Origin of the sequence: Pseudarthrobacter sp. L19, from assembly GCF_050859435.1 — a bacterium.
Taxonomy (GTDB): Bacteria; Actinomycetota; Actinomycetes; order Actinomycetales; family Micrococcaceae; genus Arthrobacter.
Map to the genome: position 1 here is coordinate 1,324,290 of NZ_CP193935.1, position 19,837 is coordinate 1,344,126.

Here is a 19,837-nt window from a genome sequence, read left to right on the forward strand (position 1 = left end):
GACTGACTGACTGCACGACGGGGAGGCCCCCGCCTCCGGATCCCCCAGGGAACCGGGAGCGGGGGCCTTCTGCGTTTAACCCCGCTGAGGACCGGGCCGCACTCTCGTGGCCGGCGGCGGTGATAGCCTGCGGCACGTGACCGATAATCCTGCACCCCGTCTCCGCCCCTTCGCCCAGGTCGACGTCTTCTCCGCTGAACCGTACCGCGGAAATCCGCTGGCAGTCGTGCTCGACGGTGACGGCCTCGACGCCCATGCCATGCAGAGATTCGCCAACTGGACGAATCTCTCGGAGACCACTTTCCTGCTCCCGCCCACAGATCCCCGTGCCGACTACCGGGTCAGGATCTTCACCGGCAGCGAGGAGTTTCCCTTCGCCGGCCACCCGACGCTCGGTTCTGCCCATGCCTGGCTCGGGGCGGGCGGCATCCCCCGGCGGGACGGGGAGCTGGTGCAGGAATGCGCCGCCGGTCTGGTGCGCGTGAGGCGCGACGGCGGCCGCCTGGCCTTCGCGGCACCACCGTTGACCCGCTCGGGGCCGGTGGCCGAGGCGGACCTGGCCCGCATCGCGGCCGGGTTGGGGTTGCCCCGGCACGAACTCCTGGACGCGTCCTGGCTGGTCAACGGACCGGAATGGATCGGCGTCCTGCTGGGATCCGCAGAGCAGGTGCTCGCCATCAGGCCCGACTACGCTGCGATGGCCGGGCTCAAGGTCGGTGTGATCGGCCCCCACCCGGACGGATCCGGCCCGGGCTTCGAGGTCCGCACCTTTATCCCCGGAGACGCGGCCGCTGAAGACCCGGTCACCGGAAGCTTCAACGCCGGTGCGGCCCAGTGGCTGATCGGAACCGGCCGGGCGCCCAGCTCTTACCTGGCGGCGCAGGGGACGGCGCTGGGCCGAGCCGGGCGCGTCCACATCGAGGCTGCCGGCGACGATGTCTGGGTTGGCGGGAGCTCCGTGAGTTGCATCGAGGGATTCGTCCTCCTCTGATCCACTCCTCTGAACGACTGGAGGTGTGGGCAGCGGAGGGGAATAAAGCGCCGTGGCGTCGTCTTCTACAGGTAGATGCAAATGCATGTACCTCGATTTTAGGAGCGCACCGTGGAAACCCGCCGCATTACCGTCCTCTCCGCCGGACTCGGCGTCCCTTCCTCCAGCCGCCTGCTGGCCGACCAGCTGGCGGCCGCCGCCAAGGGCCGGCTGGAGCGCGAGGGCTACGCCGTCACTGTCGACGTGGTGGAACTGCGCGACCTGGCCGTGGACATCGCCAACAATTTCGTCACCGGGTACGCCGGCCCGCGGCTGGCGGACGTGATCGCCGGCGTCGAGGCCTCGGAGGGCCTGATTGCCGTCACGCCGGTCTTCAGCGCCTCCTACAGCGGTCTGTTCAAGTCCTTCATCGACGTGCTGGACCCTAAGTCGCTCGAGGGCAAGGCGGTGCTCCTGGGCGCCACAGGCGGCACGGACCGGCACCAGATGGTCCTGGACTACGCCATGCGGCCGCTCTTCAGCTACCTGCGGACGCGCACGGCGGCCACGGGCGTCTTCGCCGGCCCCCAGGACTGGGGGACCGCGGGCGACGGCGGCTCGCCCCTCTCGTCACGGATCGAACGGGCCGCGGGGGAGTTGGCAGCCCTGCTCCAGGGCCCGCAGCCGGGCCGCCGGCAGGAACCCGCAGCGTCGTTGCCCTTCGAGCAGCTGCTGGCCGGCATCTCGGGCGGACACTAGGGCGCAGTGGCGCCCACGCCCGGGCGCATCAGTCCTCCAGGAGGGCGATGAACTCCCGGGCCTCGTCGAGGGAGATGTCGGAGTGGCGGCAGAGCGCCGCCGCGGCGCCCTCGACGTCGCCGTCGGCGGCCTGCCGGCGGATCCGGCCGTAAATTTCGTCGTTGAGCATGGTGCTGCTGACTTCCCGGGTGACCTCGCCCCTGCTGGCGATGGCCCGGTAGCGGTAGGGGAAGTGCTGCGGGACTCCGGCGTCTTCAGCCGGAGCGTCCACGGGGGCGGCCTCCCGGAACTGCTGGGGATGGGCCGCCAACGCCGCGACGGCGTCCCGGGCGGCGCGCAGGCCCGTCCCGGTGGCCTCCCGGTAGGCCTGGATGGCGGCCACGGCCTGCCCGCGGGCAATGAAGGCATAGACCCGGCGGTGCTGGTCCTGGTCCAGGACCTGCGCGGCGGCGCGGGCGGCTTCCTGGGAGGACGGGGCGCCGGCGGGGCCTGACTCCGCCCCGGGGTTCCGCCGCCGGCCCAGCGCCCGCGCCACGAGGACCACGACGACGGCGGCCAGCACCAGGATGGCAAGGGGGATGAGCAGGGCTTCCATACGTTCTGGACCAATCCTTGTGGGGTGCGGGTGCGGGTTTTGATGCGAGTTCGGGAGCGGGTGCGGGCCAAAGGCCGGTCGGGCCCGGATGGCCCGGAGGGCCGTGCACTGCCGCCCATCGTTATCCACAGCATATTCCGCCCGCCGTATGGCGGAACCCGGGGATCGGGGGCGGAGCGGCGCGGAATCGGTGATATGCATCACAGAATAGGCATATGTGCGGAGTTTTCCGGCCGGAATGTGGTGCGCTTTCCCCAGCCCGGCCGCCGCGGCTGTGGATGAAAGTTTTCCGAAATTCTTTTGCGTCCACAGCCTGAACGCAGTGTTTTCGCAGGTCAGAGCCGATGTATGAGCGAAACAATATTCTTTTCCACAGAACTTCCCACAGGCTGTGCACAAGCAGGGGGCGGTGGTCCACACCTTATCCACACCCCCGGTGGACAACCGGGTTGGAGCCGGGCCGCCGGGGGATACCGTGGCGGGAGACCAGCGGCAGCCGGGCCCCACACCGCCATCCTGTCAGTGCCCGCTGATACACCTGACGCATGGGACGGAAGCCGCCGGCGGCGGCGCCCAACGGCACACAACGAAGGACGGCAGTTTTGTCAGTTACGCATCTGGACTCGATCGAGGGAACCCGGGGAGCAGAGGGCAGCCGCAAGCCGCCGCAGGACATTCCGGCCGAGCAGTCCGTGTTGGGCGGCATGATGCTCTCCAAGGATGCCATCGCCGACGTCGTCGAAATCCTGCGCGGCCAGGACTTCTACCGCCCCGCCCACGAGACCATCTACGAGGCCATCATCGACCTCTACGGCCGGGGCGAGCCCGCCGACGCCGTCACCGTCTCCGATGAACTGACCAAGCGCGGCGAAATCAACCGCATCGGCGGGCCCGCCTACCTGCACGAGCTGATCCAGACCGTCCCCACGGCCGCGAACGCCGGGTACTACGCGGAGATCGTGGCCGAACGTGCCGTGCTCCGCCGCCTGGTGAACGCCGGGACCAAGATCGTTCAGCTCGGTTACGGCCAGGACGGCGAGGTGGAGGACCTGGTCAACCAGGCCCAGGCCGAGGTCTACGCCGTGGCCGAGCGCCGCACCGCCGAGGACTACGTGGTCCTCAAGGACGTCATGGAATCCACGGTGGACGAGATCGAGGCCTCAGGCCACCGCGGCGAGGGCATGGTGGGCGTCCCCACCGGCTTCTACGAGCTCGACGAGCTCACGCACGGCCTGCACCCGGGCCAGATGATCGTCATCGCCGCGCGCCCCGCCGTCGGTAAGTCCACGTTCGCGCTGGACTTCGCCCGCTCGGCCGCGATCAAGAACAACCTCGCCACCGTCATGTTCTCCTTGGAAATGGGCCGGAACGAGATCGCCATGCGCCTGCTGTCCGCGGAAGCCACCATCGGCCTGCAGGACCTGCGCAAGGGCACCATCAAGGACGAACAGTGGTCCAAGATCGCCACCACCATGGGCCGGATGAACGACGCCCCGCTGTTCATCGACGACAGCCCCAACATGTCCCTGATGGAAATCCGCGCCAAGTGCCGCCGCCTGAAGCAGCAGCACGACCTCAAGCTGGTCATCCTCGACTACTTGCAGCTGATGAGCTCGGGCAAGAAGGTCGAATCCCGCCAGCAGGAAGTCTCCGAGTTCTCCCGTGCCCTGAAGCTGCTGGCCAAGGAACTCCAGGTACCGGTGATCGCCCTCTCGCAGCTGAACCGTGGCTCGGAGCAGCGCCAGGACAAGCGGCCGATGGTCTCCGACCTGCGTGAATCCGGCTCCATCGAGCAGGACGCCGACATGGTCATCCTGCTGCACCGCGAAGACGTCTACGACAAGGAGTCCCCCCGTGCCGGCGAGGCGGACATCCTGATCGCCAAGCACCGTAACGGCCCCACCAAGGACATCGTGGTCGCCTTCCAGGGCCACTACTCCCGGTTCGCCAACATGGCCGGCGACGCCGGCGGCGGCGGGGGCTTCTAGGCCGGAGGCTGTCCGGCGAGCAGGTGGTTGGGCAGCCGGTTCCCGGGGGCCCGGCCGCGGATCTCCAACAGCTCCCGGGCGTGGGCGTGCAGCCGCCGGTCCTCGTCCGAGACCGGCACCCACTGCCGTACCGGGACCGAGGTGCCCGTCGCGTCCCGGGCCACCATGACGGTCAGGCAGTAGGTGGTCAGGCTCAGTTCATGGCCCCTGGGATCCCCGGAGCGCACGTGAACCGCGATGTGCATGCCCTTGGTGCCGGTGTACACCAGCCGCGCCTCGACCTCCACCAGGTGCCCGATCAGCAGCGGCCGGTAGAACCGCACCCCGCCGGAGAACACGGCCACCGTGTCCATCCCGCAGTATCTGGAGGCGCAGACGTAGGCCGCCTCGTCGATCCACTTCATCACGATGCCGCCGTGCACCTTGCCACCCCAGTTCACGTCCGTGGGCGCGGCCATGAAGCGAAGCGTGACGCGCTCGGCCGTGCCGGCGTCGGTGTATTCCTGCCGGTTCATGGCCTCGACGATCTCCTCGCGGACCTTGATCCGCGCCAGCGCGTGGTCCCGCTCCTCGATTTCCGCCGGGGTGGCGGGCTTGAACTGCGGCACCGGGATGGGCTTGCCGTCCGCGCCCACGGCCACGAAGATCACCAGGCACTGGCTGCGCATGGTGGCGGGGCCGCCCTTCGGATCGCCCGAGGACACCACGGTCCGGATGTGCATGGAAGACCGGCCGGTGTAAACGATCGTGGCCTCCACCTCCACCATGTCCCCGCTGTTGACCGGGTCCGCGAAGTGGATGTTGCCCACATAGGCGGTCACGCAATAGGACTTCGCCCAGCCGACCGCCGCGGCGTAGGCGGCCTTGTCCACCCATTCGAGGACCGTCCCGGCGTCCACGGAGCCGCTGTGGCCGACGTCGGTGGGCGCGGCCAGGAAGCGGAGGGTGACGGCATTGTCGGGGGACTCATCCATGCCTGCGAGTGTACTGACGCGGCCACGGGCGGACACAGGCACCATGACACATTCGCGCGCACCCGCGCCACACGGGGCGGCTAGGGTGGAGCCGTGCCCGCGCAACCCACCACCTCCGCCCGGCCCGACCAGCGCCGGGAGATCCTCCGCCTGGCCGTCCCGGCCTTCGGGGCGCTGATCGCCGAGCCGCTGTTCCTGCTCGCCGACTCCGCGATCGTGGGCCACCTCGGCGTCGCGGAACTGGCCGGCGTGGGCCTCGCCTCCGCCGTGCTGCACACCGCCGTCGGGCTCATGGTCTTCCTGGCCTACTCCACCACCCCCGCCGTCGCGCGCGCCGTGGGCCGCGGTGACCTGGCCCGTGCCCTGGCGTCCGGCCGCGACGGCCTCTGGCTGGCGCTGCTCCTCGGCGCAGCCCTTGCTGCCGCCGGCGCCCTCGCCGCCGGGCCGCTGCTGGACTTGATGGGGGCCCGGGGCGAGGTGCGCACCTTCGCCGTTGACTACCTCCGCTGGTCCATGCCCGGGCTGGTTGCCATGCTGCTGATCTTCGCCGGGACCGGGGTGCTCCGGGGCCTGCAGGACACCCGGACGCCGCTCGTGGTGGCCACCGCCGGGTTCGCCGTCAACATCGGCCTCAACGCGTTCCTGGTCTACGGGCTGGGGCTGTCCGTCACCGGGTCGGCACTCGGCACCAGCATCGCCCAGTGGGCCATGGCGCTGGTCTACGTGGTGATGGTGCAGCGCACCGCCCGCCGGCACGGGGTCCCGCTGCGGCCGGACTGGCGCGGCATCCGCGCCCTGACGCAGGTGGGGTCCTGGCTGATGCTGCGCACCGTCAGCCTGCGCGTCGCGATCCTCGCCACCGTGCTCGTGGCCACCGCCCAGGGCGCCGTGAACCTGGCCGCCCACCAGCTCGCGATGACCGTCTTCACCTTCCTCGCCTTCGCCCTCGACGCCCTGGCGATTGCCGCGCAGGCCCTGATCGGGAAGGAATTGGGCGCCTCCCACCCGGCGGCGGCCCGGGAGCTGACCCGCACCATGGTCCGCTGGGGCCTGGGCTTCGGCGTGCTCACGGGGGCGCTGCTGGCGGTGGCCGCACCGTGGGCCGGCCTGCTGTTCACCGCCGACGACGGCGTGCGCTCCACCCTGGCGCTGGCGCTGTGGGTCCTCGCCGCGGGCCAGCCGCTGGCCGGCTACGTGTTCGTCCTGGACGGCGTGCTGATCGGTGCCGGGGACGCCAAGTACCTGGCGGTGGCCGGCGTCATCAACCTGCTGGTGTACCTGCCGCTGCTGCTGGCGGTCCGGCTTTCCGGGGCCGCCGGGGGAGCGGGGCTGCTCTGGCTCTGGGCCGCGTTCTCCTTCGGCTACCTCGGCGCACGGGCCGTGACCCTGGGGCTGCGGGCCCGCACGGACCGCTGGATGCGGCTGGGCGACGCCTGAGGCCCGCCAGCGCCTAAACTGGACGGGTGACTCTCCCCGCCACCCCGAGCCCCTCGACCGCCCCAACCACCGCCCCGGACCTCTGGAAGCCGGTCCTGCTGCGCGCCGCCGTCGCCCTGGTCTTCGGCGCGGTCACCGTCTTCTGGGCGGCGCCGCCGGTCCCGGCGATGGGCTGGACCGCGGGACTTTACCTGCTGGCCACCGGCGTGGTGCTGCTCTGGGGCGCCCGCAGGACCGGCCTGGCCGCCGGCGGTCCGCACGCGCGCCTCCTGGCCGCAGCCGGCGCCATTCTGGCCGGCACCGGTGCAGCCGTGGCGCTGCTGCCCTCCAACCTGGTCTTCGGCGTCGTCGGTGCCCTGGGGCTGGCGCTGGCAGGCGCGGCCGAGCTGATCCTGGGGATCGCCACCCGCGGCCGTTCGGTGCTGGCGCGGGACTGGATCACCTCTGGCATCATCGGCCTGGGCACGGCCGCCGGGCTGCCGTTCTTCATCGACCTGGGTCCGCACGCCCTCCTCGGCGTGGCCGGCGGTGGCGCCATTATCGGCGGCGTGCTGTGGACGCTGGCCGGGCTGACCCTGCGGCACGATGCGCGGGGCGTTTCCGCCGAGGCCGTAAACTAGACAGGACAGGTTCTACCCGGCGTAGAACATTTGCGCGATCGCGACTGCCACGCCCGACGGCGCTGGCGGCAGGAGGAAAGCACCTTGGCACAGCAGAACCCAGGAGAACGCCGCACGATGCGGACTTCGGTCAAGGGACCGCTGATGTTCTCCGCCTTCTTCGCGGTGCTGGCCTTCTTCGCCGTCCTCATCTTCGCCTCCGGCGGCAGCGCCAAGGCCCCCGCTTTGACCTGGCCTTCACCGGCGCCGGCATCGCCTTCATCGTCACCCTGGTGATCGCCGCGATGCTCTCCATGAGCTACAAGGAGAACGCCGAGCACCTCGGCAAGGGCTCCGGCGTCAACCTCAGCTCCCGCCGCCCGGCGTCCTCCCCCCAGCAGGCCCCGCAGCAGCAGGAAGAGTCCGACGGCGGCACCCCCGCCCACTAGGCCCGGCCCCACTAGCCCGGCCCCACTAAGTCCGGCCCCACCTCAGCGGCGCAGGCCGTACTTCGCCGCCCGCTAGGAGGCGGCCTTCCGCGCCCGGTATGCCGCCACGTGCGCCCGGTTGGCGCAGTTGCCGGTGTCGCAGTACCGCTTGGAGCGGTTCCGGCTCAGGTCCAGCACGACGGCGTCACAGTCGTCCGCGGCGCAGACCAGCATCCGGTCCATTTCCTTGCTGCGGATCACGTCCACCAGCGCCATCGCCGCCTCCGTGCTCATCCGGTCCGCCAGGGGCGCCTCCGGCGCGGTGGCGTGCAGGTGCCAGTCCCAACCGTCATGCTTGCTCAACTGCGGCAGTGCCCGCGCCTCGCGCAGCAGCCGGTTCACGGTGTCCACCGCCTCGGACTCCCCGGCCCGCCACAGTGCGGTGAGTTCGGCCCGCAGCCGCAGGACGCTCTCCAGTTCGGCCACGTCACGGCTCCGGGCCCCGCTGAAACCCTCGGCGCTGAGGAAGCGGTCCAGGGCGGCCGGATCCGGGAGGTGTTCCTCCCCGTTCGCCGCGGTATTGATCAGGTTGACGACGGACCGGAGCGCAATCTCCGTGTCAGGGGCAAAAATCATCTTGACTCCTTACGTTCGGCGCACGTACTGTCATGACCATAACCCGACTTTACTCCTGACAGGAGGCAGACCCTTGCCTGCCGCTCGCCGCCCCGCCGGCCCTCCCACCAGCACCCCGCACGACGGGGCCATTCCCGGCAGCCCGGGCACCGGCAGCCCAGCCGAGACCACGTCCGCCGGAACCGCCGCCGGCATTCCGGCGCGGACCGGGGTCTCCTCGTTCCTCGCCTCCGGCCTGGGCGTGGCCCTGTTCTCCTCGGCGGTCTTCGGCCTGTCCGGATCCTTCGCCAAGTCCCTGCTGGAGACCGGCTGGAGCCCCGGCGCCGCGGTCACCGCGCGCCTGACCGGCGCCGCCCTGGTCCTCGCCGTCCCTGCGGCTCTCGCGCTGCGCGGCCGCTGGCACCAGCTCCGGGACAACTGGCTCACCGTGGTGCTGTTCGGCGTGATCGGCGTGGCCGCCTGCCAGCTCCTCTACTTCAATGCCGTCGCCCGGCTCTCGGTTGGCGTCGCCCTCTTGCTCGAATACCTTGCCCCGGTGATGATCGTGCTCTGGCTCTGGTTGGCCAGCCGGCGCCGGCCCCGGCCGCTGACCATCGGCGGGACGCTGCTCTCGCTGGCGGGCCTGGTGCTGGTCCTGGACCTCACGGGGGCGGTGCGGATCGACCTGGTCGGCGTGCTCTGGGGCGTGGCGGCGGCCGTCTGCCTGGCCATCTACTTCTTCATCACGGCCAAGGAAAACGACACCCTGCCGCCGATCGTCCTGGCCTCGGGCGGTCTGCTGGCCGGTGCGGCCGTGATGTGGCTGGCCGCCGCGACCGGGCTGTTGCCCATGGCCGCCTCCACGGCGGACACCCGGCTGGGTCCCTGGGTGACGCCGTGGTGGGTGTCCCTCGGTGGCCTGGTCCTCCTGGCCACCGTCCTGGCCTACGTCTCCGGCATCGTGGCCGCCCGGGCTCTGGGATCCAAGGTGGCATCCTTCATCTCGCTGACCGAGGTGCTGTTCGCCGTGCTCTGGGCGTGGCTGCTGCTGGGCGAACTTCCCGGTCCGGTGCAGCTGCTGGGCGGCGTCCTGATCGTGGGCGGGGTGCTGCTGGTGCGCCTCGACGAGCTGCGGACCGCCGCCGCGGTTCCGGCGCCGCTGGACCACGCGAACGACGTCGAACCCGTCCCCTAGGCGGGCCGGGCGGGATCATAAGAACCGAATTAACGGCAGCAGGTCCGGACGCGGCGCGTCCGGACCTGCTGCGTAGTGTGCGGGTTGTTTCCGCGGCCGCGTTTAGCGGGCGGAGGCGCTCTGCTGCTCGGTGGCGTTGCGGACCGCCTGCTGACCGGCCTGCTGCAGCGCCTGGGACACCCGGGTCAGGGCCGCGACGTGCTCGCCGTTCCACTCGCTGCGGAACTTCTCCGCGTCCGGACCCATCCACTGCGTGCCAGCCAGGACCTTGGTCAGCATCGACTTCTGGTTATCGATTTCCTGCGACCCGGCCTGCAGCTTGGACCCCAGCGCCTTCAGCTGATCAACATCTGCACCCCAAATAGCCATGCGAAAAATCTCCTTAGATCGTCGGACCCGAACCTCTCGGCGTCCCCAGCGGCCCCCGGCTGATCCGGAAGTTCCTATGCCATGAACCTACCCTGCCGCCTCCGCGAGCGTCGATGGGGACCCCTGCCCATGGAGCCCTGCCCATACGGTTGGCACCGTTCAGGCCGCGGCCGGCCCTTGCTTCCCGAAGCTGCGGAGGCGGAGCGAGTTGGCCACCACCAACACGGAGCTGGCGGCCATCGCTGCGCCGGCGATCATCGGGTTGAGCAGGCCCAGGGCCGCCACCGGGATGCCGACGGCGTTGTAGAAGAAGGCCCAGAAGAGGTTCGTCTTGATGGTGCCCAGGGTGCGGCGGGACAGCTCGATCGCCTGCGCCACCTGGGCCAGGTCGTTGCCCATGACGGTCAGGTCCGCGGCCTCGATCGCCACGTCCGTCCCCGAGCCCATGGCGATGCCGAGGTCCGCCTGCGCCAGCGCCGCGGCATCGTTGACGCCGTCGCCGGCCATGGCCACGGTGGCACCGTCGTCCTGAAGGGCGCGGACGGCGTCCACCTTGCCCTCCGGGGTGACCCCGGCGTAGACGTCCTCCGGGGCGATCCCGACGGCGGCAGCCACCTGGGCCGCGACCGCGGCGTTGTCGCCGGTCAGCAGGATGGGGCGCAGTCCCAGCCCGCGGAGCCGGGCGATGGCTGCCGCGGATCCGGGCTTCAGGGTGTCGCGCAGGCTGATGAGCCCCGCCGGTGCGCCGTCGACCGCCACCCAGATGGCGCTCGCCCCGGCGGCTTCCTCCGTCGCGAGGGTCTCACGCTGGCCGCCGGTGAGCGCGACGCTGTTCTCCTCCAGCCAGCCGGAGCGGCCCACCGTGACCGTGTGCCCGTCGACCGTGCCGCGGACGCCGCCGCCGGGGGCGGAGTGGAAGTCCGCGACGGCGGGCAGCCGGTCCGCGGACCCGTCGGCCAGGGCGGCGGCCGCGATGGCCCGGGCGATGGGGTGCTCTGAGGCGGCCTCGGCGGCGCCGGCGAGGCGCAGCACGGCGTCGGCCTCGAAACCGGGGAAGGCGGTGGTGCCCTCGACGGCCAGGTGCCCGGTGGTCACGGTCCCGGTCTTGTCCAGCAGGATGGTGTCCACCGTCCGGGTGTCCTCGAGGACCTGCGGGCCGCGGATCAGGATGCCCAGCTGGGCGCCGCGGCCGGTGCCGGTGAGCAGGCCCACCGGGGTGGCGAGGCCCAGCGCACAGGGGCAGGCGATGACCAGCACCGCCACCGCCGCCGTGAAGGCCGAGCGGAGGCCGGCGTCGGTGATGTCCGGTCCGGCCGCCAGCAGCCAGGCGGCAAAGGTCACGACGGCGATCCCCAGCACCACCGGGACGAACACGCCGCTGATGCGGTCGGCCAGCCGGGCGATGGGCGCCTTGCCTGACTGCGCCTGCGAGACCAGCCGTCCCATCTGGGCCAGGGTGGTCTCCGAGCCCACGCGGGTGGCCCGGACCAGGATCCGGCCGGAGGTGTTGATGGTGGCGCCGGTGACGGGGCTGTCCGGGCCGACTTCCACCGGCACGGATTCGCCGGTGACCAGGGAAGCGTCGACGGCGGAGCTGCCCTCGACCACCACGCCGTCGGCCGGGATCTTCCCGCCGGGGCGGACCACGATCACGTCGCCGACCGCGAGCCGGTCCGCCGGGACGGTGACCTCGAGGCCGTCGCGGAGCACGGTGGCGTCCTTGGCTCCCAGGTCCAGCAGGGTTTTCAGCGCATCCCCGGCCTTCTGCTTGGCGTTGGCCTCAAGGAAGCGGCCCAGCAGCAGGAAGGTGGTCACCACGGAGGCCACCTCGAAATACAGGCCCTCCGGTCCCATGCCGGCCATGCCCGGGTGCTCGGTGAGCCGCGGATTTGCCAGCAGCTGCCAGGCGGAGAAGACGTAGGCCGCGGTGACGCCGATCGAGACCAGGGTGTCCATGGTGGAGGACAGGTGCCGGGCGTTCACCGCCGCGGCCCGGTGGAAGGGCCAGGCCGCCCACGTGACCACCGGCAGCGCCAGCAGCCCGGCCACCCAGCCCCAGTTCGGGAACTGCGCGGCCGGCACCATGGAGAGCACGAAGACGGGCACGGTGAAGACGGCGGCAGTGATCAGCCGGGGCTTCAGGGCCGACGCCGCGGAGCGGGTTGCGCCGGCAGTTGCGCCGCCGTCGGACGCTTCATCCCCGGCGGCCGCATCGTCCACGGCGGGGCGGGCGGCAGGGGGCGTCCGCACGGTGGCCTTGTAGCCCGCGGCGCTCACGGTGGCGGTGAGCTGGTCGTCGCTGATGCCGGCCGGAACGGTCACGCGGGCCGATTCCAGCGGCAGGTTCACCACCGCCTCCACGCCCTCCAGCTTGCCGAGTTTGCGCTCCACCCGGCCCACGCAGGACGCACAGGTCATGCCCTCGATATCGAGTTCCACCACCCGCGTCCCGGACTGGTCCAGCAGCTTGGCGTTTTCCACGGTACGTGCCTCTTTCCTTACTCCTTCGTGCTGCGGGCGCCCTCTCCGGCGCTCAGGGCTGGTTGCCGCCCGGTCAGGCTTCGTTGGCGACCACCAGGTAGCCGGCCTCGGCGACGGCCTCGCCGATCTCGGCGGGGGAGAGCTCGCGGGCGGAGCCGATGGTCACGGTGGAGATCCCGCCGGCGTTGAGGTCGACGTCGACGTTCTCCACGCCGTCCAGGGCCTCGAGTTCCTCCGTGACGGAGGAGACGCAGTGGCCGCAGGTCATGCCGGAAACTTCAATGGTGGTGGAAACGGTGCTCATGGTGCTCTCCTTCGTGGGCCGGGAGGGCCCGGTTGGTGGCTGGCTGACTGGGTAGCTGGGTGCGGGGGTTACCGGTGGGCCGCGTCGCGCGGCGTCAGCGCAGGAGCCGGCCGATGGCGTCGGTTGCTTCTTTGACCTTGGCGTCGATGGCCTCCGACCGCAGCTCCGGATCCGGTTCGGCGGCCGCCCCCACGACGCAGTGGCCGATGTGCTCCTCGACCAGCCCCAGGCTGACGGCGTGCAGGGCCTTGGTGACGGCGGCGACCTGGGTGAGGATGTCGATGCAGTACTTGTCCTCATCGACCATCCGGGCAATGCCGCGGACCTGGCCCTCGATGCGCTTGAGCCGCTTGAGGTAGGCGTCCTTGTTGGCGGAATACCCGTGCTGGCCGGACCCGGCGTGGGAGCCCTCGTGCTGGGCGGTCTCTGCGCCGGCGTCTGCGGGAATCAGGTCCCCGGCGGCGGCCACTGAAGAATCGGATGCGCTCATGGCCACCAAGATATACCCCTGGTGGGTATGATGCAAGTACCCCCAGGGGGTATCTTTTGGCCCGCGCCGCCGGAGAATGAGCGTTAAAAAGCTCCGGAGTGCGTTATTGGGGGATACGCACTCCGGAGCAGTCATTGGGGTAGGAGTTCTTCCGCCTACAACCACGACTCTACGGGGCGCGGGGCGGCTTCGCCAGCATCTCGGATAACTACTTTCACTTTAGTTTCCCGCGCCCCGGCCGGCCGGACCGCTGCCGGTGCCCCGGGGAATTTCTCCAAGCGAAGGTGAAAAGACCATTGCGGGCCTCCCCTCGTGGTGGTTCGATGGGGGCCATGGCATCCGAGGAAAACTTTGTCCTGGCAATCGGCACGAAAAAGGGCTGTGGCTGGCCACCAGCCCCGACCGCCGTTCCTGGTCCCTATCCGGACCGCATTTCCTGATGAGTGAGATCCCCAGCATCGGCATCGACACCCGGGACGGCAAGACCCGGATCCTGGTCGGCGTCCGCTCCGAGCACTGGGGACCCACCGTCTTCCACTCCGACGACCTGGGGGCGAGCTGGACCGAGCCCGAGCAGGGCGCCATCCGCTTCCCTGAGGACACCGGCGCCGCCCTGGAGCGGGTCTGGCAGATCTACCCCGACGCCGAGTCCCGGCCCGGCGTCGTCTGGGCCGGCTGCGAGCCGATCTCGGTGTGGAAATCCACCGACGGCGGGGAACACTTCGAACTCAACCGCGGACTCTGGGACCACCCGCACCGTAGCGAGTGGGGATCCGGCTACGGCGGCGCGGCGGCCCACTCGATCGTCGTCCACCCGGACGGGGAGCGGGTGCACGTGGCCATGAGCACCGGCGGCGTCTACCGCTCCAAGGACGGCGGCCAGTCCTGGGACGCCCGGAACAAGGGCATCTCCGCCTACTTCAACCCCGATCCCTACCCCGAGTTCGGCCAGTGCGTGCACAAAATCGCCGCCGATTCCGCCGTCGACGGCCGGCTCTACGCGCAGAACCACCACGGCGTCTACCGCACGGACGACGATGCCGAGACCTGGGAATCCATCGCGGAGGGGCTGCCCGCGGACTTCGGCTTCGTGATGCTCACGCACCCGCACCGCGCCGGTACGGCCTGGGTGATCCCGCTGAAGGCCGACGGCGAGCGGATCCCCCGGAGGGGAAGCTGGCGGTGCACCGCACGGACGACGCCGGGGCCACCTGGAAGCGTCTGGACGAGGGCCTGCCCGGCTCCGAATTCAACGTGGTGCTCCGCGATGCCGCCTGCGTGGACACCGCCGAGCCGGCCGGGGTGTATTTCGGCACCCGCGGCGGCAGCGTCTACGCCAGTGCCGACGAGGGTGAGCACTTCAACGAGGTCGCCTCGCACCTGCCCGACGTGCTGTGCGTGCGTGCGGCGCAGGTGGTCGGCGCCCCGGTCCCGGCATGACGGGTCACCGTGGCTGAGATCAGCGTGCTGCTGCCGAGCGTCCTGGCACCCCTGGCCGGCGGCCGTTCCGGCCTCGAGGTGGCCGCCGACGGCCCGCTCCCGGTGGGCCGGCTGCTGGACGAGCTGGCCGGCGACTACCCGGCGCTCGGCCGGCGCCTCCGGGACGAGACCGGCAGCGTCCGCCGCTTCGTGAACGTGTACGTTTCCGGCGTCGAAATCCGCCGTCTGCAGGGCCTTGGGACCGAGGTCTCGCCGGGCCAGGAGGTGCTCATCATCCAGTCCGTCGCCGGCGGCTGAGCCCCGCGGCATTCTGACCTCAAAATCGTTGACAATTTCGTCAGCGATCCGTACCGTCGGTTCCGGGCCGTCCCTGCCGGTCGCGCCCCACCCCGCAATGGTGCGACAGGAAGGGACGCCGGTGGCCGCAACCTTGAGCCTGACGGACGTGAGCCTCCACTTCGGCGGCGTCAAGGTGCTGCAGGACGTCAGCTTCGACGTTGAACCCGGGGTCATCCTCGGACTGGTCGGCCCCAACGGCGCCGGCAAGACGTCCCTCTTCAACTGCATCAGCGGACACTACAAACCCAGCGCGGGGACCATCACCATCGACGGCACCGAGGTCCAGGGCTCGGCCCCGTCCCGGCTCGCCGGACTCGGCCTCGCCCGGACCTTCCAACACCCGGCCCTGCTGCTGAACGCCACCGTCCTGGAGAACGTCCTCCTCGGCGGACACCTCCGCCTCCCCGGCGGCCCCGCCTCCTGGGCGCTCCGGCTACCGCGCACCGCCCGGGCCGAACGCTCCATCCGCGCCGAGGCCCGCAGCCTGCTCGAGCGCGCCGGACTCGGCTGGGCGGCCGACGTCCCGGCCAACGAACTCTCCCACGGCCTGCACAAGGGGATCGAGCTCTGGCGGGCGCTGCTCTCCGGACCCTCGCTGCTGCTGCTGGACGAACCCGCCGCCGGCCTGTCGCACGCCGAGGTGGAGGAGCTGATCGCCACAGTCCGGCGGATCCGGGCCGAGCGGGACATCACGATCATCGTCGTCGAGCACCACATGGGCCTCATCTCGGCCCTCACGGACCAGGTGGTGGTGCTGGACCACGGCCGGAAGCTCATGGCCGGAACCGCGGCGGAGGCGCAAGCTGATCCGCGGGTGATCGAGGCCTATCTGGGGAAGGACGCCGCGGATGACGCTGCTTGAGCTGGTGGACGTGACCGCCTCCTACGGGCCGGTCCAGGTGATCGACGGCGTCTCGCTCAGCGTGCCCGAGGGCGGCGCCGTCGGAATCCTCGGCGCCAACGGCGCGGGCAAGACCACCACCCTGCGGGCCATCAGCGGCACCGTCCGGGCCGGAGGGACCATCCGGTTCGCGGGCCGTGACATCCGCGGGCTGCGGCCGGACCAGGTCGCGGCGCTGGGCGTCGCGCACGTGCCGGAGGGCCGGGGGACGCTGGGGCAGCTGAGCGTGCGGGAAAACCTGATGGTGGGCGCCTACCTGCGGAAGGGACGGCAGGCTATCGCCGCCGACGTCGACTACTGCCTGGACCTGTTCCCGCAACTGCGCGACCGGATCGGCTCCCGGGCGGCCGCCCTCTCCGGCGGTGAACAGCAGATGCTCGCCGTGGGCCGGGCGTTCATGGCCCGGCCCCGGCTGCTGCTGCTGGATGAGGCGTCACTGGGACTCGCACCCGGCACCGCCAAGACCGTCTACGAGGCGATCCGCAGGCTCCGGCTGGAGTCCGGGATCGCCATGGTGGTGGTGGAACAAAACGCCAACCTCGCCTTCTCCCTGGTGGACACGGCAACCGTGCTGGAAACGGGCCGCACCGCCCTGACCGGCACCACCGCCGAGCTTAAGGGGATGGACGAGATCCGACGAGCGTACCTGGGGGCTGAACCGGTGGGCACCTTCATCCAGCTGGTGGTCGACGGGCTGTCGACCGGGTCCATCTACGCCGCGCTGGCCCTGGCGATCGTGCTGGTCAACCAGGCCACCGGGCTGATCAACTTTGCCCAGGGCGGCCTGGCGGTCCTCTCCGGCTACGTCGCCTACGCCTTCGTGCAGGCCGGGCTGCCGCTGGTGGTGGCCATCATCCTGGCCGTGGCGCTGTCCTTCGTCCTCGGGGCCCTGGCCGAACGCTTCCTGGTCCGCCGGTTCGAGCGCGGCGACCCGGACACCGCCGTCGTCGTCACCATCGGCCTGCTGACCCTGATCACCGGCATCGTCGCCGTGATCTGGAGCTACAACAACCTCGGCTTCCCCTCGCTGTTCCCGCTCACCAGCGTCGACATCCTGGGCGCGGTGGTCAGCGTCCGGTCGCTCGCCACCACGGTGACGATCGTGGTCATCATGGTGGTCCTGCAACTGCTCTTCCTGCGCACCAAGCTGGGCCTGGCCCTCCGCGCGGTGGCGGACAGCCCGGCGTCGGCCGCCCTCTCCGGGCTGCCGGTGGGCCGGCTGCTGATGGTCGGCTGGGGACTGGCCGCAGCGCTCGGCGCCGTCGCCGGCGTCCTGGTGGCCCCGCAGCTGACCCTGACCCCCGGCATGCTGGACACCGCCCTGGTCTACGCCCTCGCCGCCGTGATCCTGGGCGGGCTGAGCAGTCCGATCGGCTGTGTGGTGGCCGCCTGGGCGATCGGCGTGCTGGAAAACCTCGTGGCGGTGTACGTGCCGTTCATCGGCCACGACCTGAAGATCGCGGTCCCGTTCGCGCTGATCTTCGTCATCCTGATCCTGCGGCCGCAGGGCCTCTTTGGCCGGAAGGTCGTGGTGAGAGTCTGATGCGCAACCGCCTGAACGTACAACCCCTGTCCGTGAAACCCCTGTCCACCGGAAACCGCACCGTCCGGATCGTCGTGCTCGTCCTGGTGGCCGTGGTGCTGCTTCTCGCGCCGCTGAACCTGCCGCCCTTCGCCAACCAGACCCTGGTGCGGATCGGCGTCTACGCCGTGGCCGTGCTGGGACTGAACATCGTCATGGGCTACACCGGCCAGGTCAACCTCGGCCAGATCTTCTTCGTGGGCCTCGGCGCCTACGTCACCGCCTACGGGGTCAAGCAGGGCTGGAACATCCTGCTGGTGTTCGTCCTGGCCTGCCTGATCGCAGGCCTCGTGGGGCTGCTGGTGGCGCTGGCCGCGGCGCGGCTGGGCGGCCTCGCGATCGCCATGGTGACCATCGCCCTGCCGATCGTGGGGGTGCCGCTGGCCAAGCGCCTGGAGGGATTCACCGGCGGCTCGCAGGGCATCTCGGCCCGGTTCACCGACGCCCCGGACTGGTCCGGGCTCTACAACGACCAGTGGCAGTACTACATCATCCTGCTGGTAACGGCCGCCGGGTTCCTGCTGGCCCGCAACCTGGTCCGCGGCAAGTATGGGCGGGCGTTCGGCGTCGTCAAGGAAAACGAGGCCGTCGCCGCGTCGATGGGCGTCTCCCCGTACCGGACCAAGGTCCTGGCCTTCACCGTGGCCTCCATCTTTGGCGGCGCCAGCGGGTTCCTCTACCTCGCCGCCGTGCAGTACACCTCCCCGGAGACCCTGAGCTTCGGGCATTCGATCAGCCTGCTGGCCGCCATGGTGATCGGCGGCGCCGGGAGCATCGCCGGGTCCCTCATCGGTGGGGCGTACTACGTCCTGGTCCCGCTGCTGACCAACGCCGTGGACCCCGGCCTCACCACCGTCAGCCAGGGCGCCATCCTACTGATCGTCCTGTTCCTGCTGCCCGAGGGGCTGGTCAGCCTGCCCCGGGTGCTCCGCCGGATCACCGGCCGGAACCGGGACCGGCCCGGGACCGGTGACCAGCAGCGCACCGTTCCCGCCCCGGCCCCGGGGGCCGTGCCGGAAAACCAGGCAGACCAGCACCAGACAATCCAGCACCAGACAGACCAGCAGCAGACAATCCAGCACCAGACAGGGAGGCAAGACCAAGCATGAGAAAGAACACCCGGCCTCGCGGGGTCCTCGGCATCGTGGCGGTGGCGGCGGTCATTGCGCTCTCCGCCTCGGGCTGCACCCGCGGCGGTACCAACCAGGGCGGCGGAAGCAACGCCGCCTCGCCCGGCATCACCGACTCCTCCATTACCCTCGGCATCACCACCCCGCTCAGCGGCGCGATCGCCGGCCAGGGCACCTGCACGGTGGCCGGCGTCACCGCCTACTTCGGTGCGCTCAACGCCGCCGGCGGCGTGAAGTTCGGCGACGGCAAGACCCGAACGGTCAACATCAAGTCCTACGACGACGGCTACGACCCGCAGAAGTCGCTGGCGAACTTCCAGCAGATGGTCTCGGACAATGTCTTCGCCGCCACCGCTGGCCTCGGCACCCCCACCAACCGGGCATTCCGGGAGGCGGCGATCAGCCAGAAGGTCCCGCAGGTGCTGGTGATGACCGGCGACCCGCTGTTCAGCGACCGGAAGCAGAGCCCCTGGCAGCTCGGGTTCGTCCCGATCTACCAGAACGAGGGCGCCGCGTTCGGCAAGCTGATCGCCGGTTCCGGCCAGCCGCACAAGGTGGCGATCCTGTCCCAGAACGACGACTACGGCAAGGGCTACGTCCAGGGGTTCAAGGACGCCATCAAGGGCGCCTCGAACATCTCGGTGGTGGGCGAGCAGACCTACGAGGCCACGGACACCTCCGTGGACGCGCAGCTGACCCAGCTGGCTTCCTCCGGCGCGGACGTGTTCTTCGACGCCATGTCCATCACCCCGCTGGCCATCGCCTCGCTGCAGAAGGCCCAGCAGCTCGGCTGGAAGCCCAGCTGGTTCCTGCCCTCGAACACCTCCAGCCCGGCCGCGATCCTGGGCCCGGGCGGTGCCGCGGCGTACCCGGGCATCTACTCGGTGTCCTTCGCCAAGGCCCCGCAGAGCCCGGCGTTCGCCAAGGATCCCGACGTCGTGAAGTTCCTCGCCGACCTCAAGCAGTACGCGAAGTACCCGGACATGCCGGCCTTCCCGCACTGCATGTGGAGCTACATGGTGGGTGCGACACTGGAGCAGGCGTTCAAGACCATGACCGAGCCCACGCGGGACAGCTTCATGACCGCGCTGCGCAACGTCAAGGGCCTGCAGGCGCCGCTGATGCTCTCCGGCACCTCGGTGGACACGACCACGGACGGCCAGCCCGCGGTGTCCTCGGTCCTGGTGCAGAAGTATGACGGCAAGGGCTACGCGACGGTGCAGAACTTCGGCTAGGCGCGG

At 70.5% G+C, this 19,837-nt stretch carries 18 protein-coding genes and 2 pseudogenes; 13 read left to right on the forward strand and 7 right to left on the reverse strand.

Going from position 1 to position 19,837, the window contains the following annotated elements:
• Positions 1–136 precede the first annotated feature (136 nt).
• On the forward strand, positions 137–991 hold the full coding sequence (locus tag ACRQ5B_RS06205; RefSeq protein ID WP_432397973.1) for a PhzF family phenazine biosynthesis protein: 855 nt from the start codon (positions 137–139) through the stop codon (positions 989–991).
• A 111-nt stretch (positions 992–1,102) separates the two neighbouring features.
• The gene (locus ACRQ5B_RS06210) at positions 1,103–1,729 is read left to right on the forward strand and encodes an FMN reductase (RefSeq protein ID WP_432397976.1); all 627 of its coding nucleotides are present in this window, start codon (positions 1,103–1,105) and stop codon (positions 1,727–1,729) included.
• Between the two features lie 28 nt (positions 1,730–1,757).
• On the opposite strand, the gene ACRQ5B_RS06215 is transcribed toward ACRQ5B_RS06210, so the two are convergent.
• The gene (locus tag ACRQ5B_RS06215) at positions 1,758–2,324 is read right to left on the reverse strand and encodes a hypothetical protein (protein WP_432397978.1); all 567 of its coding nucleotides are present in this window, start codon (positions 2,322–2,324) and stop codon (positions 1,758–1,760) included.
• A gap of 602 nt (positions 2,325–2,926) precedes the next feature.
• Here ACRQ5B_RS06215 and dnaB point away from each other — a divergent pair.
• A complete protein-coding gene (gene dnaB / locus ACRQ5B_RS06220; protein WP_290257154.1) occupies positions 2,927–4,312 on the forward strand; it encodes a replicative DNA helicase in 1,386 nt (461 codons plus the stop codon).
• On the opposite strand, the gene ACRQ5B_RS06225 is transcribed toward dnaB, so the two are convergent.
• Positions 4,309–5,286 (reverse strand): acyl-CoA thioesterase, encoded by a 978-nt coding sequence (locus tag ACRQ5B_RS06225; protein WP_432397981.1) that lies wholly within the window; start codon positions 5,284–5,286, stop codon positions 4,309–4,311. The genes dnaB and ACRQ5B_RS06225 overlap by 4 nt on opposite strands.
• A 93-nt stretch (positions 5,287–5,379) precedes the next feature.
• Between ACRQ5B_RS06225 and ACRQ5B_RS06230 the strand changes: the two genes are divergently transcribed.
• From ACRQ5B_RS06230 to ACRQ5B_RS06240, 3 genes and pseudogenes are all read left to right on the forward strand, one after another.
• A complete protein-coding gene (locus ACRQ5B_RS06230) occupies positions 5,380–6,723 on the forward strand; it encodes an MATE family efflux transporter (protein WP_432397984.1) in 1,344 nt (447 codons plus the stop codon).
• Positions 6,724–6,749: 26 nt separating this feature from the next.
• Positions 6,750–7,343, forward strand: a complete 594-nt coding sequence (locus ACRQ5B_RS06235; protein ID WP_432397987.1) for a hypothetical protein — start codon at positions 6,750–6,752, stop codon at positions 7,341–7,343.
• A 117-nt stretch (positions 7,344–7,460) separates the two neighbouring features.
• A pseudogene (locus tag ACRQ5B_RS06240) lies at positions 7,461–7,771 on the forward strand (hypothetical protein).
• Between the two features lie 72 nt (positions 7,772–7,843).
• Here the strand turns inward: ACRQ5B_RS06240 and ACRQ5B_RS06245 are convergent.
• Positions 7,844–8,386 carry a CGNR zinc finger domain-containing protein gene (locus tag ACRQ5B_RS06245; RefSeq protein ID WP_432397990.1) on the reverse strand — a complete coding sequence of 181 codons (543 nt, stop codon included), beginning with the start codon at positions 8,384–8,386 and terminating at the stop codon, positions 7,844–7,846.
• A gap of 193 nt (positions 8,387–8,579) precedes the next feature.
• Here ACRQ5B_RS06245 and ACRQ5B_RS06250 point away from each other — a divergent pair, with 193 nt between their 5' ends.
• Positions 8,580–9,560 carry an EamA family transporter gene (locus tag ACRQ5B_RS06250; protein ID WP_432398708.1) on the forward strand — a complete coding sequence of 327 codons (981 nt, stop codon included), beginning with the start codon at positions 8,580–8,582 and terminating at the stop codon, positions 9,558–9,560.
• 102 nt (positions 9,561–9,662) lie between these two features.
• Here ACRQ5B_RS06250 and ACRQ5B_RS06255 read toward each other — a convergent pair whose 3' ends face one another.
• The 4 genes from ACRQ5B_RS06255 to ACRQ5B_RS06270 form a co-directional block, all read right to left on the reverse strand.
• Entirely contained in the window at positions 9,663–9,929 is a 267-nt protein-coding gene (locus ACRQ5B_RS06255) for a hypothetical protein (RefSeq protein ID WP_290257160.1), read from the reverse strand.
• A 159-nt stretch (positions 9,930–10,088) separates the two neighbouring features.
• On the reverse strand, positions 10,089–12,347 hold the full coding sequence (locus ACRQ5B_RS06260; protein ID WP_432398709.1) for a heavy metal translocating P-type ATPase: 2,259 nt from the start codon (positions 12,345–12,347) through the stop codon (positions 10,089–10,091).
• 136 nt (positions 12,348–12,483) lie between these two features.
• Positions 12,484–12,714 carry a heavy-metal-associated domain-containing protein gene (locus tag ACRQ5B_RS06265; protein ID WP_290257162.1) on the reverse strand — a complete coding sequence of 77 codons (231 nt, stop codon included), beginning with the start codon at positions 12,712–12,714 and terminating at the stop codon, positions 12,484–12,486.
• Between the two features lie 94 nt (positions 12,715–12,808).
• Positions 12,809–13,204: a metal-sensitive transcriptional regulator gene (locus ACRQ5B_RS06270; protein ID WP_432397994.1), complete on the reverse strand. Its 396-nt coding sequence runs from the start codon at positions 13,202–13,204 to the stop codon at positions 12,809–12,811.
• 323 nt (positions 13,205–13,527) lie between these two features.
• Here ACRQ5B_RS06270 and ACRQ5B_RS06275 point away from each other — a divergent pair.
• From ACRQ5B_RS06275 to ACRQ5B_RS06300, 6 genes and pseudogenes are all read left to right on the forward strand, one after another.
• Positions 13,528–14,644: pseudogene (locus ACRQ5B_RS06275) on the forward strand (WD40/YVTN/BNR-like repeat-containing protein).
• Between the two features lie 9 nt (positions 14,645–14,653).
• Entirely contained in the window at positions 14,654–14,941 is a 288-nt protein-coding gene (locus ACRQ5B_RS06280; protein ID WP_432397997.1) for a MoaD/ThiS family protein, read from the forward strand.
• A gap of 148 nt (positions 14,942–15,089) precedes the next feature.
• Complete coding sequence (locus ACRQ5B_RS06285) at positions 15,090–15,845, forward strand: ABC transporter ATP-binding protein (protein WP_432398000.1); 756 nt, start codon at positions 15,090–15,092, stop codon at positions 15,843–15,845.
• Positions 15,832–17,427, forward strand: a complete 1,596-nt coding sequence (locus ACRQ5B_RS06290; protein WP_432398003.1) for an ABC transporter permease subunit — start codon at positions 15,832–15,834, stop codon at positions 17,425–17,427. The genes ACRQ5B_RS06285 and ACRQ5B_RS06290 overlap by 14 nt, the downstream gene beginning before the upstream one ends.
• Entirely contained in the window at positions 17,427–18,575 is a 1,149-nt protein-coding gene (locus tag ACRQ5B_RS06295; protein WP_432398006.1) for a branched-chain amino acid ABC transporter permease, read from the forward strand. The genes ACRQ5B_RS06290 and ACRQ5B_RS06295 overlap by 1 nt, the downstream gene beginning before the upstream one ends.
• Positions 18,572–19,831, forward strand: coding sequence for an ABC transporter substrate-binding protein (locus tag ACRQ5B_RS06300; protein ID WP_377970958.1), 1,260 nt, complete (start codon positions 18,572–18,574; stop codon positions 19,829–19,831). Before ACRQ5B_RS06295 ends, ACRQ5B_RS06300 begins: the two co-directional genes overlap by 4 nt.
• Positions 19,832–19,837: the final 6 nt, after the last annotated feature.

What these genes read in the sequence shown, in the direction of transcription:
- ACRQ5B_RS06215 (WP_432397978.1), bottom strand. Translation starts at nt 2,324, where the DNA reads ATGGAAGCCCTGCTCATCCCCCTTGCCATCCTGGTGCTGGCCGCCGTC.
- ACRQ5B_RS06225 (WP_432397981.1), bottom strand. Translation starts at nt 5,286, where the DNA reads ATGGATGAGTCCCCCGACAATGCCGTCACCCTCCGCTTCCTGGCCGCG.
- ACRQ5B_RS06245 (WP_432397990.1), bottom strand. Translation starts at nt 8,386, where the DNA reads ATGATTTTTGCCCCTGACACGGAGATTGCGCTCCGGTCCGTCGTCAAC.
- ACRQ5B_RS06255 (WP_290257160.1), bottom strand. Translation starts at nt 9,929, where the DNA reads ATGGCTATTTGGGGTGCAGATGTTGATCAGCTGAAGGCGCTGGGGTCC.
- ACRQ5B_RS06260 (WP_432398709.1), bottom strand. Translation starts at nt 12,347, where the DNA reads ATGACCTGTGCGTCCTGCGTGGGCCGGGTGGAGCGCAAACTCGGCAAG.
- ACRQ5B_RS06265 (WP_290257162.1), bottom strand. Translation starts at nt 12,714, where the DNA reads ATGAGCACCGTTTCCACCACCATTGAAGTTTCCGGCATGACCTGCGGC.
- ACRQ5B_RS06270 (WP_432397994.1), bottom strand. Translation starts at nt 13,204, where the DNA reads ATGAGCGCATCCGATTCTTCAGTGGCCGCCGCCGGGGACCTGATTCCC.
- ACRQ5B_RS06290 (WP_432398003.1), top strand. Translation starts at nt 15,832, where the DNA reads ATGACGCTGCTTGAGCTGGTGGACGTGACCGCCTCCTACGGGCCGGTC.
- ACRQ5B_RS06295 (WP_432398006.1), top strand. Translation starts at nt 17,427, where the DNA reads ATGCGCAACCGCCTGAACGTACAACCCCTGTCCGTGAAACCCCTGTCC.
- ACRQ5B_RS06300 (WP_377970958.1), top strand. Translation starts at nt 18,572, where the DNA reads ATGAGAAAGAACACCCGGCCTCGCGGGGTCCTCGGCATCGTGGCGGTG.